Below are 16,007 nucleotides of genomic sequence, written 5' to 3'. Positions count from 1 at the left end.
GACCGGGTCGGGCCGGGTGTGCGCACACCCGGCCTCCAAGAGAGGTTTTCCCCCTCTTACCCGATATTGCCCCCTTCCGCGCCGGTGTGCGCGGGCGGGACGGTCACGCCTCGGCCGCGCGGGGCACGACCTGCTCGATCACGTACACCTGCGGCGGCACCGGCGGGGAGGCGGGGTAGGTCAGCGTCTCGGCGACCCGCTCGGCCTCCGCGCGCGTCGCGAACCGCCCCACCCGGTAGCGGTTGCCGCCCTCGTCCTGCCGTATGAGGACCCAACCGAACTCCGACGTCACTGAGCCGCCCCCTCCTTCGCGCGTCGACCACCGCGCGCCGTCGGGTCCCGTGCTCAGGGAATCGGCGGCGCGCATATGCCCGACCCTACGCCCGAGGTTCACCCGGCGGGTACGGAATGACACGAAGAGAGACCGATCCGGCCACGCGTTCGACCAGAAGTTGACGATCCGTCAGAGCGCCGGCCGGGTGCGCCGGCGCACGCCCTCAGCGAACGGGGAGGTGGTAGACCGCACGGTAGCGCTCCGCCGGGATCACCACGTCGGCGGTCTCCACCGGCCGGCCCGACGCGAAGTAGGTGCGGCGGATCTCGATCACGATGTGCCCGGGCACGCCGCCCAGCGCGGAGGTCTCCTCGGCCAGGCCGGGTCGCGCGCCGACCTCCTCGGCCATGTGGTCGACCAGCACGTCGATCGCGGCCATCCTGGGCACCACGCCCTGGCCGCGGACCGGGCCCTCCTCCGGCAGCAGCACCGGGGTGCGGGCGGTCAGCGCCAGCGGCTCCCAGGAGGTGGAGAGCATCGACGGCTCGCCCTCGGTCCGGAAGAGGTACCGGGTGCACATGACCCGGTCGCCGGCCTGGATGCCCAGCCGCTCGGCGACGTCGGCGGACGCCGCCCCCTGCGCGCTGCGCGACTCCCAGGTGCCCACGCACGCCTCGTCGGCCTGCTCCTGGCGGTAGGGGCTCGGGGCGCCCGTGGGCCGGAACCCGCTGCGGACGACCCGGCGCCGCTCGGGCCGCTCGCGCACGTAGGTGCCCGAGCCGGAGCGGCCCTCCACGTAGCCCTCCGCCATCAGCACCTTGCGGGCCTCCAGGGCCACGGTGTCCGAGACGCCGTAGTCGCTGCGGATGCGGGCCTGCGAGGGCAGGCGGGCGTGCGGCGGCAGCGTGCCGTCGAGGATCTTGCGCCGAAGGTCCCCGGCAACGCGAAGGTAGGCGGGCTGCTCACCGAACGCCACGTGCCCCTCCCAGGGGTTGACTGTGTGCGACAGCTTGGCAACCCTCGGTGCGCGTCCGCAAGCTCTCCCCTGGGCGTCACGCACCGTGCGGTGGCCGGATCGGAGCAGGTCGGCGCTCGGACTCCTGCCGCCATCGGGCTCGCACCGGGCTCGCGCGGGAGGGCGGGCGTGACGCCGCCGGGAGGGCGGGAGGGCCCGGTAGGGCGGTCGGCGGGCGGGTCAGCGGGCGGTCAGACCCCCACCCCCGTGTCGCCGCCGTCGTCGGAACCGCCGGTCGAACCGCCGTCGGACCCGCCGTCCGCGCCGCCGCCCGAGCCGTCGTCGGAGGAGCCGCCGTCCCGCACCGATCCGGTCACCTTGCCGTCGACGTCGCCGAAGAAGCAGGTCACCGAGCGGTCGCCGGTCTCCCAGAGGGACTTCTCCGGGCCGAAGAAGAACAGCCGCATGCCGTCCTGGAGCGAGTGGCCGTCCAGATAGGTGCCCATCTGCTTGCCGCAGGTGGACTGCGCCTCACTGGTGATCGCGTCGATGCCCGGATAGGAGCCGCTCGTGCTCGGGTCGAGCGTGTACGTGTAGTACGCCTCGGCCTCGTGGGCCTGGTCGCAGTCGACCACGTTCACCCGCCGGGACGCCTTGGACCCCTGCTCGATGTCGCTGAGCGAGTGCCCGGTCGTGTTGAAGCACTGGCCGGCCTTGATGTCCTGGACCTTGGTGTTGCCGTCGTCGCCGATCACGCCCAGCGCGCCGAGCGTGATCAGCAGCACCGTGAGGAGGGTGGTGACCGAGTTGATCGTGATGCCCGCGATCGCGAGCCCCCGCCCGCGCTGCCCCTGGCGCCTGCCCTGCTTGAGCCCGGCGATGCCCAGGCCCAGGCCCAGCAGCGGGATGCAGCTGAAGGACGTGACCAGCGAGGCGATCGACAGCCCGTTGGTGGTGCGGTTCGCCGCGTACCAGCCCTGCTGCGGCACCGGGTACGGGTACGGCCCGGGCATCCCCTGCGCGCCGGGGGCCGCGTACGGGTTGGGGTTCGGCTGCTGGTAGGGCCCCGGGCCGGAGGAGCCGTAGGGCGGCTGGCCCTCGCCGCCGTAGGGCGAGGGCTGCCCGTACGGCGTCTGCGGATAGCCGTACGACCGGCCGGAGTCGTACGGCGAGCCGGAGCCGGCGTAGGGCGGGGCGGGCGCGGGGGGCGGCGGCGGGGGGCCGCCGGGGTAGCCCGCGGCGGGCGGCGACTGGTCCTCGGGGGGCGGCGGCGGGGATATGTCCACCAGGGGAGTTTACGATCCCCTTACCCCTACGCCCCCACGGTCCCGTCCACTCCCTCGCGCAGGAAGTCCGCGTGGCCGTTGTGCCGCCCGTACTCCAGCAACACGTGCACCATCACCATCCGCAGGCTCACGTCCTCCCCCCACCGGGGCTGGTGGCCGGCCACGTCCAGCGACGCGGCCGCCGCCTCGATCCGCCGGGAGGCGGCGACCTCCGCCTCCCACGCGGTGAACGCCTCGGCCCGGGTCGAGGCGCTCGCGTCGTACGCCGCCTGGAAGTCGATCTCCCGCGACCACACCATGGGGGCGTCGTGGTCCTCGAACACCCTGCGGAACCAGGCCCGTTCGACCTCGGCCATGTGGCGTACCAGGCCCAGCAGGGTCAGCGTGGACGGCGGCATGGAGCGCCGCCGCAACTGCTCGTCGTCGAGTCCGGCGCACTTCATCGCCAGCGTGGCCCGCTGGTAGTCCAGGAACGCGCGCAGCGTCTCGCGCTCCGTCCCGGAACTCGGCGGCCCGACGCGTACGTCCTCGATCTCGTCCATGCCCGCGAGGGTAGCGAGCCCCGCCGGGCCCGTCGCCGCCGGGCGACGGGCCCGCCGGACCGGGGCGGGCGGCGGGGAAGGGCCGGGCTCAGACGGCGGTCTGCGGCGCCGGGGCGGGGGTGCCGAGGGCGTCGCGCCGCTCCGGCATCGCGAGGGTGGTCATGCGGCGCCAGCCGTACGCCCGCTCGTAGAGGTAGGTGAGGTGGATGCCGAGGCGGACGAGGGCCGCGGTGGCGGCCGGCCAGCGCAGGATGCGGCCCATCCGCGCCATCACCGCCAGGCTCACGTCGCGGTGCACCCGGATCTCGGCGTGCGCGCACTCGCGCAGCGCGCGGTGGATGGCCCGGCCGTGGCCGGCGGCGGCCAGCCGCAGCAACTCCTCGTGGCAGTAGGCGAGGTGGTTGTCCTCGTCGTGCGAGATCGCCCGCACCGCCCGGCCGATCTCGGGGTGCTCCGCGAAGTGCCGCATCAGCAGCGCCATCTGCTCGGACGCGCGCTGCTCGGTGACCCGGCTGTGCGCGAGGTAGGTGACGATGTCCTGCTCGGTCAGCGGCTGGTCCTGGCGCAGCCGGGTGTGGGCGAGCCCGATCCCGGCGCGCTCCAGCAGCATCGTGTAGTCGGTGTCGGCCGGCACCGGCTCCGGCTCCAGCCCGCGCTTGCGCAGCAGCGCGGTGAAGATCCGTCCGTGCTTGTCCTCGTCGGCGCCGTGCCGGGCGATCTTCGGGGCCAGCGCGCGCTGCGCGGGCGGCACCAGCGCGGCGATCCGGCCGTTCTCCCAGCCGCCCTGCGCCTCGCCGCTGGCGGCGATGGAGCAGAAGAGCCGGTAGGAGTCGTCGTTGTCCACGATCGAGGTGAACAGCCCGCGTACCGACAGCATCTCGTGCTCCTCTCGCCGCCCGGCAGGTATCAGCAGCAGTCAAGGACGGCCCGGCCTGCCCAGCAACCGGACCGGGGCCGCCGCTGGCCCATCCGGGCGACCGCCCCGGCGGAGGCCGCGGGAGCAGGGTCGCGGGGCGAGGTCCGGGGCCGGGGGACCGGGGCTCAGGAGTCCGGGGCCGGGGGGCCGGGGCGGGTGCCGGGGGGCCGGGGCACCCGGGTGTGGCGGCGGGGCGTCCGCCGGGTGTGGCGGTGGGGCTCCGGACGTGTGCCGGTCCGGAGCCCCGCCGCGCGCGAGCGCGCTACTTCCAGGTGTCGTCCAGCGTGAGGGTGGCCGAACTCCCGGTGCCCGCCGTACGGTTGGCGCCCGACTCCCAGGTCACGTTCCCCGACGCGTCCTTGAGGATGTACTTGTACTCGAAGGACGTGTTCGCCGGCAGGTCCACCGTGCCGGACCAGTGCGCCTGGTCGGCGGAACTGAGCGCGACCGCCTGGCCGGTGTCCCAACTGCCGAGGGCCGGAACCGACCCGGCCACGTAGACCTTCTGGCCGGCGGGCGCGGACTCCGCCTCGTGGAAGGCGACGGCGACCTGGCCGCTGCCGCCGCCGGAACGGACGCCCCAGGTGTCGTCGAGGGAGCCGCCCGCGCCGCCGGTGTCGGCCGTGTGGTTGTCCCCCGGTTCCCAGGTCACGTTCCCCGACGCGTCCTTGAGGATGTACTTGTACTCGAAGGACGTGTTCGCCGGCAGGTCCACCGTGCCGGACCAGTGCGTGCCGTCGGTGGAGTCGAGCGGAATCGCCTGGCCGGTGTCCCAGCCGCCCAGGGCCGGGACGGAGCCGACCAGGTAGACCTGCCGGCCCGAGGGCGCGGCCTCGGTCTCGTGGAACGTCTCGGCGACGGTGCCCGCCGGGGGGCCGGTCGGGGGCGAGGTGGGCGGTGTGGTCGTCGAGGTGCCGGCCCGGTAGAGGGCCACCGAGTCGTGCGCGGGCACGGTCACCGCGGCCCTGCCGTCCGCGCCGACGGTGACCGTGGCGCCGGTGCAGCCGCCGTCGGAGGTGGGGTCCGCGTGGACGACGTCGCAGTACGTGCCCGCGGCCAGGCCGGTGCTGAAGGTCCCGGTCACCGCGGAGTCGCCGTTGTCGATGCCGATCCAGGCCCGGTCACCGCGGCTGAACGCGATGGCGTTGGCGCCGTTGTCCCACCAGTTGGCGACCTGCTGGCCCTGGGCGGCGTTGTGCCAGCCGACCATGTTCGCGATCCCCCGGACCCGGTCGGTGCACACCCACGCGCCGGAGGTGCAGTCGGTGTCGGTGACGAGGCCGTTGCCGTCCGCCGGCGGGGAGTCGTCGGAGCCGTTGAACGCGAAGCCGGAGTAGACCGTCGGGGCGCCGTAGCCCCAGGCCAGCATGAACTCGGTGGCCAGCGTGTACTGCGAGCCGTTCTTGTAGTTCAGGGTGCTGCCGTTGCGCTCGGTGTCGTGGTTGGTGACCATGGCGCCGTCCTTGTCGGACGGCTCCAGGCCCCAACTCTGTCCGAACGTCTTCAGGTTGGCGATGTTCCCCTGGAACTGCGACTTCATCGCGTTGGCGTAGTCGAAGCCGATCACGCTGCCGTTGGACTCGAACGCGGAGGGCGCGAGGTTGCCGCTGCCGCCGAGGGCGATCTCCTGGAGGACGTAGGGCCGCGCGCCCCACTGGGTGTCGGGGAGCCGGGACTCGATGTTCGCCAGGTCGGACTGGTTGATGTGCTTGGCGGCGTCGACCCGGAAGCCGTCGACGCCGTAGCCGATCAGCTTGCCGAGGTACCCGGCGATCTTGCCGCGCACGTCGTCGGTCTCGGTGTAGAGGTCGGCGAGGTTGGACAGGTCGCACTCCTGGACCTGCGTCTGGCTGTTCCAGTCGTCGATGGCCAGGTCGGAGTTGGGGCAGTTGGCGGGCGAGGTGTGGAAGTCCGAGGCGGTGTACGGGACCTGGCCGTAGGACTTCGAGCCGACGTCGAAGCCGTCGCCGCCGTAGGAGTCCTTGCTGGACTGGTCGTTGCCGGACATGTGGTTGATCACCGCGTCGGCGTAGACCTTGACGCCCGCGGCGTGGCAGGCGGTGACCATCGACCGGAACTGCGCCTCGGTGCCCATCCGGCTGTCGAGGTCGTAGCCGACCGGCTGGTAGATCTCCCACCAGGGGTGCGCGCCGGCGAGCCGGATCGAGTCCTCCGGCGGGGAGACCAGCACCGATCCGTAGCCCTTGGGGCCGAGTTCGGTGGTGCACTCGTCGGCGACGGACGGCCAGTTCCACATGAAGAGGTTGGCCGTCACGTCGCCGCCGTTGCCCCCGCTCGCGGCCGCGGTGGCCGCGGGGCCGGCGTGCGCGGCGGGCTGGACCGCGGCGAGCGGTACCACCGCGCCGGCCACCAGCGCGGTGGCGGCGAGCAGCGCCCGGCGGACGCGGCGGCGGCCGAGGGGCCGGGGGACGTCGGGGGCGGCGGCCCGCGCGGCACGCCGCCCGGCGGTGCGCGGCGGCGGCCCGGCGGGCGGCCGTGCGGAGGACGGCTGGTCGGCGTGCGGCCGTGCGGAGGACGGCTGGTCGGCGTGCGGCGGCGCCGAGGAGGGCTGCGCGGCGGACGCCCGCGCGCGGTGGGGGGGATCGGCGCGGTCTGGTGAGCGAAGCATGGATGGCTCCCGCTGATCGTGGAGGACGAACGGCATGCGTACGCCACCCGGTTCCGACGCGCCTCGGACGAGCGGCCCGGCGGCCCTCCCGTGGGCCGCCCCCTCCAACCACCGCGGCGGGCGCGGCGGTTGAACGCGAGGTAGACCATGCTCCCGAGCGGCGACGCCGTCAAGACGTCCTGCAACACCTTTCCTCGGTTTGCAGAAAGATTGCGCGGTGTGAATCGGGTCGGATCGGATGTCTCCGTTCGGATGCGCGCAGGCCGTGGCGGAGTACCGCATTCCGACCTGGCCGCCCTGCCCACCTCGTCCGACCGGCTCACCGGCGCACCCCGCCGGAAGCGGCCCGGCAGCGGGTGGGAAGCGGACGGTGGCTGTCGCCGGAAGCGGTTGCGGTGGTGCGATCGGTGCGGAAGGGCCCGGCAGCACCGGGGTCCGTCCGGGCGAGGCGACAGCACACGATGGGGATGCCCGATGGGAAGAGGGTCACCGCACGGCGCGGCGGGCGCGGGCCGCGGGGCCGCAGGAGCCGCGCGCGGGGAGCAGGTCCGCCCGGCCCCGGGCTCAGCCGGCGCCGCGCGCGGCGCCCTCCCGCCCCGCGCCGTCCCGTCCCTCCCGCCCCGCGCCGTCCAGGCTCCGCAGACACGCCTCCACCGGCGCCAGGTCGATGGCCGCCAGTTCGTCCGGGTGGATCACGATCCGCAACTCGCGGGCCACGGCCGGGTCGTGGCCGCAGTACGCCGCGAACGTCCCGATGACCAGGTTCACCAACTGCGCCCGGTCCAGTTCGACCACCCGGGCCAGCCCGGAGCCGATCAGCGGCACGGCCACCGGCTTGAACAGCCCGTACCTGGCCACGGTGGGCCACAGCCGCTCCAGGCCGAGCCGCAGCTCCGCCGGATCGGCGCGGGCCACCAGGTCGTTGCCCAGCCGGGAGTACGCGACGGCGAAGATCCGCCGTCCGTCGACCGGCAGCACCACGGTGGTGCCGATCGGGTACCGGGTGCGCCGCCCGCGCGGCTTGTCCCGCGCGCTCTCGGTGCCGACCGGGGTGAACGCCCGCAGCCCGACCCGCAGCCGCTCGTCGAACGCGCGGCGCTGGCCGCCGAAGACCCGCTCGACGAGCTGCGCCTGCACGCTCTCCCGGCTGATCACCACGTCCTGCTCGGTGGCCGTGTCGAAGGTGTCGGTGAACCCGACCACGAGGTTGGCGTCCGCCTGGTCGAAGAGGTCGCCGCGGACCAGCACCACGTCCGTGCCGGTGCCGGGCACCCGGTGCCGCAGCAGTTCCCCGCCGTGCCGCTCGCGCAACAGCGCGCGCAGCGCGGCGAGTCCGGCCACCGCCCGCGGGTCGTCCGGCCGCTCGCGGACCATCCGTTCGGCGACCGGGAGGGCCAGGTCGGGGCGGCCCAGGTCGGTCTGGGCCCGGATGAGCCCCTCGCGCGCGGCGTCCCGCAGTTCGTCGAGCCGCCGGATCAACCCGGCGGCGAACGGCTCCTCGGCGACCTCCGCCAGCGGCCGGCCGCGCAGCATGGCGAGCGCGTCGGCGAACGCACGTGCCGCGGTCGCGGGAGCGGCGTGCAGGGCGCCGTTGACCAGCTCGGTGAACTCCGCACTGTCCAACTCACTCGGCCGCAGCACCAGTTGGTACGTCGTCTCCGATCCGCGGGCCGTCGGGAGCTGGTCGGTGGTGATCACCCGGGCGCCCTCGCCGGTGCGCTCCGGGTCGAGGGCGCGGCGCAGCTCCAGCACGCGCTTCTGCACCTCGTTGCGGTCGCGCTGCGCCTGGCCGGGCAGTTCGGCGTTCAGCCCCCACACCTCGCGGCGCAGCGAGCGGACCGGCACCGGTTCGCCGTCGGCCGCCACCAGCCGGACCAGCAACCGGGTACTGAGCGGGGTGAGATGGACCGGGGCGCCGTCCACCTCGAGTTTCGCCGGTCCCAGAACGCTCACCCGGATATGCGCCATTCGCCACTCCAGACGCTCGTCCCCCGCGCCGGTTCGACAACGGCGCTTTTTCCGGAAGCGGAGTCCGCAGCATAGCAAAACGCCTTGGAGGGAAAGTGCGTTCAGGAATGTCGGCGGCGTCCCGGTGGGTACGGCGAACGGGGTCGGGCCGTATCGCGGCGGCGCCGGGAACGGGCGCCGCGCCGCCGGTCGCAGGGGCGTGCGGCGCTTTGTGGTGGACCCCGGCCGGCAGGCGCACCCGGCGGGTGTTCCTGCGCAATGCGATGGCCGCCTTCGGCGGGATATCCGCGGTCGTGCAGTTCTTCGACCAGCTCTTTCCGCGGAATTTCCCCGACCCGGGCGCGGTCACCCTCGTGTCGGTGGCGTTGTGCGCGGCGTGGGGCCTCGTCCGGGCCCGCCCGGCGCCGTCGGTGCGGCAGGAGTTCGCCCGTCCGGCGATGACGGTGGTGGTCGAGGCGGGCGACCTCTTCGACCAGCCCGGGCACCTGGTGGTCGGGTTCAGCGACACCTTCGACACCGCCGCCGCCGACGGCCTGCTCATCAACGGGTCGAGCGTGCAGGCGCAGTTGCTGGCGCGCCGCTACGGCGGTGACCTGGGGCGGCTGGACGCGGAGTTGGGCGCGGCGCTGGCGGGGGCTGCGCCGCTCTCCCGCGAGGCGCGCGAGCGCAAGCCGCTGGGGAAGCTCGACCGCTACCCGGTCGGCACGGTCGCGGTGCTCGGCGCCCTGCCGCGGCTGGTGTTCGCGTCGGCCTACAGCAGGATCGGCAACGACTACGTGGCCGGGTCGAGCGTCGAGGAGTTCTGGTACAGCCTGAACCGGCTGTGGGACGCGGTCCACCGGCACGCGCAGCACGGGTGCGTGGCCATGCCGCTGGTCGGCTCCGGGCTCTCCCGGCTGGACTACCTGGACCAGGAGAGCCTGCTGCGGCTGATCCTGCTGTCCTTCGTGGCGCACTCGCGCGAGCGCGCGATCTGCCGCGAACTGCGGGTGGTGCTCCGGCCGGCCGACCTGGCCCGGATCAACGTGCCCGAGGTCGAGGCGTTCCTCGCCTCGCTCGCGTCGGGGCTGGACCGCCGCTGAGCCCCTCACCCGCCGGCCGCCCGGACGCCGCCCGCCCGCCGTCCGGACGCGGGCCGCGGGACCGCGGGCCCCGGGATGCCGTCCCGGGGCCGCGGCCCCGCGGGGCACCCGGCGAGCCCATCGGCGCCCGGCGGCGCCCGGCAGGACTCCGCGGGGCGCCCAATGGCGCTCAGGGACGCCGGACGTACGCGTCCAGGTGGCGGAACGGCCAGGTCTGCCGCCAGTCCGAGCCGGTGTCGTTCACGTCGCAGCCGGCCTGCTTCAGCCGTTCGACGATCTTCCCGAGCGCGGTCTCCGAACCGTCGAAGCGGATGACGTTGCGTCCGGTGGTGTCGGCGGCCGGCCGCAGCGCGCCGACCTCCACGATGAGGGTGCGCTCGGGGTAGGCCATCAACACCATGCCGAGCTCGATCAGCACGTTCTGGCGCGGCTGGCCGGTCGGCTCGATCTCGTGGACCGGCTCGTTCGGGCCGGCCAGCCGCGGATGCAGGTGGGCGACGTCGTCCGGGGTGAGCAGCACCAGCGCGGCCTGGGCCTGCGCGGGGGCCTGCGCGACCACGTCGCCGAGGAAGGGGGATGCCTGGCCGGTCGCCCTGACCAGGTCCTCCCACTCCAGCGGGCGCAGGTCGAGCCGGCGCAGCAGCTCGAACATCTCGCGGCGCACCTGCTCGTCGCGGCCGTACACCACGAAGACCCGGCGGGTGCGGCCCGGCGCGGACGCGGCGGGCCGCGTCCCCTGGTCGTCCCCGCCCGCGGCGGGCGGGGCGGCGGGGGGCGGAGCCGCGGGAGCCTGCGCCCCGAGGTGGATCGGCGCGTTCGCGCCGTACGTCGAGTTGCCCCCCGCCCGGGTGTACATGGTGTTGCCGGACCCCGAGTTGTCGTTGTTGTCGCCGTAGTGGACGGATCGGATCGGACTCACGAGTTCACGCTCCCTGGCCGATGGGCGGGTTGCCGCCGGCCGGCCGATTGCCGCCGGTCCGGGTGTGCATGGTGTTGCCGGTACCGGAGTTGTCGTTGTTGTCGCCGAAATGCTGCTGGAGGACGTTGGTCTGCTGGGCGTCGTGGTCGGCGAGATCGACGTTGTGCTCCTGGAGGAAGGTGCGGATGATCTGGAGCAGCCGGCGTTCCACGATCCGCGTGTACTTGATCGTGTCCGACTCCTGGAAGTAGTGCGGGAAGTCGCCGCGGGTGGCCATTTCCCGCACGCTGATCAGCGCGCCGCGGTTCACGGCGTCCTCCGCGTAGCGGCCCAACCGGAATTCGCTGGTGTCGACCGGCTGTTCGATCTCGACCAGGACCCGGCCGCGCCGCAGCCGCCGCGGCAGCCGCTCGCGCAGCGGGTTGAGGATCAGCCGCGCCAGGTCCGACGGGGCGCTCCTGACCACGTGCCAGGCGACGCGCGCCATGAGGCGTCCGGTCAGCCGCCCGGTCAGCCGGTCGGCGAGGTGGAAGCTCTGGATCAGCGGCGGCAGCACGTACGTGGAGAACTCGGTGTGCAGCGTGCGGCCCTTGAGGTCGAACCCCACGAAGATCGAGGTGACCAGTTCCTCGTCCCAGGAGCCGACCCGCACGCAGAGGTACTCGCGGGCGGCGTCGTACTCCTCCTCCCAGTGCGCGGCCGGCGCGCCGGACCGGGCCGGCCACTGGCGCGGCAGGTCGCGGACGGCGGTGAGGGCGGTGGCGTAGCTGCGGCGCTCGACGGTGAGGCCCTCGACGCGCTGCTCCGGCGGCGCCTCGTCGCGCAGTTCGGCACTCATCCGGGCGCCGACGTAGCCGGTGATCTCGTCCACCGTGAACGGGATCACCTCCTTGCGCCGGACCGGGTCCGCCGCCTGCCCGCGGTGTGATCCGGGCTCCGGCAGGTGCTCGGGCACGGTGGCCGCCACATGGGCGAGCATGTCCGGCGGCAGGTGCGCCGGATCGGCGAAGCCCTCGTCGAGCAGGCCGAGCCGGGCGCCGACGAGCAGTTCGGCGTTCGACCAGCGGTGCACCAGGGCGCCCGCGCCCACGAACGGGCGGTAGCCGCCGTACAGGACCACGCCGCGGTCGGCGACCTGCTCCGCCGCGATCTTGCGGACGAGGTCGCCGGTGAGGGCCTTGGTGACCGGGTATCCCCCGTCGAAACCGCCGCCCTCCCCCGGGCCGAGGCGCCCGGCCAGGATGTGCAGGGTCGCGATCCGGCGCAGGAAGGCCGCCGCCCAGACCAGCCAGACGATGACCGGCAGCCCGAGCGCGACGCTGATCGCGCCGGTGGCCATGAGCACCACCAGCAGCGCCGTGCCCCCCGCCATGACCAGCAACTGGTCGCGGCGCAGCTTGTGGGCGGCGAGCGCGTGCGCGAGGACCGTCACCGTGTCGTAGCCGTACGCCGGCGCGACCACCCGGAAGCGGTGGGCGAGCAGTTCCCTGATCACCGACTTGCGGTAGACCGGGTCGAGGTAGGTGCCGGCGCTCAGCAGCCGGGTGGCGTTGCTCGTCGCGAACTGCCGGTCGGGCGTGTTCCCCATGGGGTCTCCCCTGTCGTCGCTCATCGGTCGTCCTCGACGAGGTGACCGCCGGTGATGACCCCGTCGGCCACCTGGTAGGCGCCGGAGTACGTGTGGTGCGTGCCGTCGGTGTGCACCGACTCGACGCTCACAAAGACCGTGCCGCCGGTGACGGACGTGACGGTGACGTCGACGGACGCCGTGTCGGAGAAGCCGGCGACGAAGTCGTCGTAGCCCTCGTCGAGGTTCTTGCCGCCGAGGTCCCAGGCGTCGGCGTAGTCGCCGTCGTCGACGTCGTCGTAGAAACCGGTGACGACCGCGGCGGGGACCGGGGTGGCGGACGGCGACGCGCCCGATATGCCCGCGTCGGCCGTGCCGTCGCCCGTGCCGTCGTCCGTGCCGGTGCCGTCTCCGTAGCCGTCGGGGGCCGTGCCGTCGTCGGCGCCGTAGCCGTCCGGGTCCGTCGGCGTGCCGGAGGGCGTCGTGAACAGGTCGCCGAAGGGGTCGGAGGAGCCGGTGTCCGTCGGCGCGGCCGTGGGCTGCCGGTCGTCGGGGGCGGCGCCGGGCGCGCCGAACAGTCCGCTGGTCGGGACGCTCCGTGAGCCGCCGGACGCGGACCCGGACGACGACGGACCGGCCCACAGGCCGAGCACGACCACGACCAGCAGCGGAATCCCGATCGCCACCAGGGCGCGGGTGCGCACCGGTCCGGCGCCGAGGGTCAGGCCCACCGCCGGGTACGGTCCGGGGGCGGCCTGCGTCCTTCCGGGCGGCTTCGGCGGGCGGGGCGGTCCGGACGGGCGAGCGGATGCTCCGAGGTCATTCATGTGCCACTCCATCGCTGATGGACAGCGCCGTCGCGCTCACCGCCCTGCTTACACGGCAGGATCCGGCCATGCGGCACGGCTGCTGATACATCGTCATATTTCAGTAGGCCGCGGACGGCCGATTCACGGTGCCCGACCGGCACCACCCCTGCGTGCGGTGCGGCGGAGCGGAACTCCTGCGCCCTGTCGATGCGACCAGTACGGCCGCTTCCGCGGCCAGCGCCGACCGCTTCCGGTCCGCTTCCGATCCGCTTCCGGCGCCCCTCCCCGCGCCCCACCCGCACCAGCCACCGCCCCCGTCACGCCCGGCGGGCCGGGACGCGGCCGAGGTTCCGGCCCGAGGTTCCGGCCCGGGGTTCCGGGGCGGGGTTCCGGGGCGGGGTTCCGGGGCGGGGTTCCGGGGCGCGGGCCGGGACCGCGGCGCGGGCCCGTCGCGTCCCGGCGCACGCGGCGCTCCCCCGCCGCCCTGGTCGGGGCGCCCGGCGCGCGGGCGGCGGCGGCCCGCGTTTCAATGGGCGTATGGGTTCGAGCGGGCCTGGGCGAAGGACCGATGCCGCCGGGCCGGAGGGTCCGGTGCGCCGGGCGCGCGGCGACGCGGCGCTGGTGGTGGACGCCCGCGGGACGGTGGTGAGCTGCACCGGGCGGGCGGCGGACCTGTTCGGGTGCGCCCCCGGTACGCTGCGTGGCCGCGGGGTCGCGGAGCTGTTCGAGAGCCCGGGCACCTGGTCCGTCCTGGAGGCGGGGGCGCGGGACGGCCGGCAGAACACCGGCGGGGTGGTGCTGCTGCGCCCGGGCGGCGGCACGCTGCCCGTCCGGCTGCGGGTGTCCGTCCTGGCGCCGGACGGCCCGCACGGCGCGCACTTCCTGCTGCGGATGGCCCAGGGCGGTCCGCCGGGTCCCGAGGAGCCCGGGCCGGAACCGGCCGCGCGGGCGCCCGACGCCGCTCCCGGCGCGGCCGGGAACGGGACGACCGGGAACGGGACGTCCGGGAACAGGGCGGAAGCGGGGGCCGCCGCGCAGGAATCGGCCGCCGGGGACGACGCGCCGCGCGCCGAGGTCGGCCCGCTGCGGCGCCCCCGGCTGGCCACCGCGGGTCCGGACGCGTCGCTGCGGGCCGACCTGCGCTATGCCTCCGCCTCGGCGATCGGCGGGTCGCTGGACATCACCCGCAACGCCGACGACCTGGCCGCCGTGCTCGTCCCCGCCTTCGCGGACCTGGCGGCGGTCGACCTGACCGTCTCGGTGCTCCAGGGCGAGGAGCCCGCCCCGTTCACCGGGGACACGCCGCTGCGCCGGGTGGCCGTGGCGGCGGTCGGCGGGTGGCCGCGGGAGGTCTACCCGCGCGGGGCCACGCTGGCCGTCGGCGATGTCGCGAGCGAGCAGGTGCGGCGCGGCGCCGCGGGCGCGCTGCCCGACCTCACCGAACTGCGGTCGCTGCTGTCGGCGAACGAGCGGGCCCGGCTGTTCCTCCCGCCCGACGCCACGTCGCTGCTGCTGATGCCGGTGCAGGCGCGCGGCCTGGTGCTCGGCACCGTGCTGCTCTGGCGGCTGGGCGACCGCCGCCGGTTCGACGAGGACGACGCGGGGCTCGCCGACGAGATCGCCTCGCGGGCCGCCCTGAGCATCGACAACGCCCGCCGCTACACCAAGGAGCGGCGGGCCGTGGAGACGCTGCAACGCAGCCTGCTGCCACGGGTGGTGGGCGACAGCACGGCCGCCGAGACGTCGGGGGTGTACGTGCCCGGCGGCACCCCCGAGGGCATCGGCGGGAGTTGGTTCGACGTCATCGAACTCTCCTCCGCACGGGTGGCGTTCCTGGTCGGGAGGGTGCCCGGACACGGCCTCGGCGCGACGGCGGCGATGGGCCGGCTGCGGGCCGCGGTGGGCACGCTCGCCGACCTCGACCCGGCGCCCGACGAGCTCCTCAGCCACCTGGACGACCTGGTGGTGCGCTTCGCGAACACCGACGACGGCGACCCGGTGCAGGCGGGAATCGAGACGGCGCTGCGCGGCGCGTCCTGCGTCTACGCGACGTACGACCCGCTGACCGGCCGCTGCGTGATCGCCTCGGCGGGCCACCCCGGGCCGGTGCTGGTACGGGGAGGCGCCGCGGCCCCGTCGCCGCCCGTCGAGGGGACGCCGGCCGCGGCATCCGCCGCCGGATCACCGGGTGCCGGGGAAGCTCCCGCACCCGCACCGCCCGCCACAGCGCCCGCCGGGGAACCGGCCGAGCCGGCCGCCGACACCCCCGCCGGCGCCCCCGCCGACCCGTCCGCAGACCCGTCACCGCCCGAACGGCCCCCTCCCGAACCGCCGTTGGCCGCGCCCCTGGCGGTCGAGCACGTCGAACTCAACGCCGGGCCGCCGCTCGGCACCGGCGGCGGCCCCTTCGAGACGACCGAGTTGCTGCTGTCGGCCGGAGACGTGCTGGCCTTCCACAGCGACGGCGCGGTGCGGCAGGACGACCCGGCCAGGGCCCGGCGGCAGGCCGCGGTCGAGGAGGTGGCGCGCGCCGCGGCGGAGAGCGGCCGCCCGATGGCGGACGCAGGCCGCGAACTGCTCGGGCGGCTCTCGGACCCCGCGCCCGACCACGACCAGACGCTGCTGCTGGCCCGTACCCGGGAGCTGCCGGCCGACCGGACCGCCGGCTGGACGGTGGCCGCGGGTCCCGAGGCGGTCGCCGAGGTCCGCTCCGGCGTCACCGCCCGGATGGCCGACTGGGACCTCGACGACCTGGCGTTCAGCACCGAGCTGATCGTCAGCGAGCTGGTCACCAACGCGATCCGCTACGCGGGCGCCCCGATCACCGTCCGGCTCATCCTCGACCAGCGGCTGATCTGCGAGGTGTCCGACCCCAGCCAGACCCAGCCGCACCTGCGCCGTGCCCGCCTCACGGACGAGGGCGGCCGCGGCCTGTTCCTGATCGCCCAGCTCACCCACCGCTGGGGCAGCCGCTACACGCCCGGCGGCAAGACCATCTGGACCGAGCAGCTCCTCACCCCTGGCTGAGCCGGCCGGGGGCGCGTGAACGCCACCCGGCCG

Annotated in this window: 12 protein-coding genes; 2 read left to right on the top strand and 10 right to left on the bottom strand. The window is 74.9% G+C overall.

Annotation, left to right across the window (positions count from 1 at the left end; translation table 11 throughout):
* Nucleotides 1-103: 103 nt before the first annotated feature.
* The 7 genes from RVR_RS23695 to RVR_RS23665 form a co-directional block, all read right to left on the bottom strand.
* Nucleotides 104-292 carry an SPOR domain-containing protein gene (locus tag RVR_RS23695; protein WP_202235860.1) on the bottom strand — a complete coding sequence of 63 codons (189 nt, stop codon included), beginning with the start codon at nt 290-292 and terminating at the stop codon, nt 104-106.
* A gap of 205 nt (nt 293-497) precedes the next feature.
* Nucleotides 498-1,250, bottom strand: coding sequence for a GntR family transcriptional regulator (locus RVR_RS23690; protein ID WP_202235858.1), 753 nt, complete (start codon nt 1,248-1,250; stop codon nt 498-500).
* 230 nt (nt 1,251-1,480) lie between these two features.
* Entirely contained in the window at nt 1,481-2,515 is a 1,035-nt protein-coding gene (locus RVR_RS23685) for a DUF4190 domain-containing protein (RefSeq protein WP_202235856.1), read from the bottom strand.
* A gap of 26 nt (nt 2,516-2,541) precedes the next feature.
* Complete coding sequence (locus tag RVR_RS23680) at nt 2,542-3,057, bottom strand: DinB family protein (RefSeq protein WP_202235854.1); 516 nt, start codon at nt 3,055-3,057, stop codon at nt 2,542-2,544.
* Between the two features lie 88 nt (nt 3,058-3,145).
* Entirely contained in the window at nt 3,146-3,934 is a 789-nt protein-coding gene (locus RVR_RS23675; RefSeq protein ID WP_202235853.1) for a ferritin-like domain-containing protein, read from the bottom strand.
* A gap of 301 nt (nt 3,935-4,235) precedes the next feature.
* Nucleotides 4,236-6,602 (bottom strand): carbohydrate-binding module family 20 domain-containing protein, encoded by a 2,367-nt coding sequence (locus RVR_RS23670; protein WP_202235852.1) that lies wholly within the window; start codon nt 6,600-6,602, stop codon nt 4,236-4,238.
* A gap of 564 nt (nt 6,603-7,166) precedes the next feature.
* Nucleotides 7,167-8,555 (bottom strand): AfsR/SARP family transcriptional regulator, encoded by a 1,389-nt coding sequence (locus RVR_RS23665; protein ID WP_237404927.1) that lies wholly within the window; start codon nt 8,553-8,555, stop codon nt 7,167-7,169.
* A gap of 260 nt (nt 8,556-8,815) precedes the next feature.
* Between RVR_RS23665 and RVR_RS23660 the strand changes: the two genes are divergently transcribed.
* Entirely contained in the window at nt 8,816-9,652 is an 837-nt protein-coding gene (locus RVR_RS23660) for a macro domain-containing protein (protein ID WP_237404926.1), read from the top strand.
* Between the two features lie 169 nt (nt 9,653-9,821).
* On the opposite strand, the gene RVR_RS23655 is transcribed toward RVR_RS23660, so the two are convergent.
* The 3 genes from RVR_RS23655 to RVR_RS23645 are packed head-to-tail and all read right to left on the bottom strand — an operon-like array spanning nt 9,822 to nt 12,869.
* Complete coding sequence (locus RVR_RS23655) at nt 9,822-10,571, bottom strand: TIR domain-containing protein (RefSeq protein WP_237404925.1); 750 nt, start codon at nt 10,569-10,571, stop codon at nt 9,822-9,824.
* Nucleotides 10,572-10,575: 4 nt separating this feature from the next.
* On the bottom strand, nt 10,576-12,183 hold the full coding sequence (locus RVR_RS23650; RefSeq protein WP_237404924.1) for a hypothetical protein: 1,608 nt from the start codon (nt 12,181-12,183) through the stop codon (nt 10,576-10,578).
* Complete coding sequence (locus tag RVR_RS23645; RefSeq protein ID WP_202235850.1) at nt 12,180-12,869, bottom strand: hypothetical protein; 690 nt, start codon at nt 12,867-12,869, stop codon at nt 12,180-12,182. The genes RVR_RS23650 and RVR_RS23645 overlap by 4 nt, the downstream gene beginning before the upstream one ends.
* Nucleotides 12,870-13,538: 669 nt before the next feature.
* Between RVR_RS23645 and RVR_RS38670 the strand changes: the two genes are divergently transcribed.
* Nucleotides 13,539-15,974, top strand: coding sequence for an ATP-binding SpoIIE family protein phosphatase (locus RVR_RS38670; RefSeq protein WP_202235849.1), 2,436 nt, complete (start codon nt 13,539-13,541; stop codon nt 15,972-15,974).
* The last annotated feature ends 33 nt before the right edge of the window (nt 15,975-16,007 follow it).

The organism is Streptomyces sp. SN-593, from assembly GCF_016756395.1.
In the GTDB taxonomy this organism is placed as follows: Bacteria; Actinomycetota; Actinomycetes; order Streptomycetales; family Streptomycetaceae; genus Actinacidiphila; species Actinacidiphila reveromycinica.
This window is presented reverse-complemented; position numbering and strand designations above follow the sequence as displayed.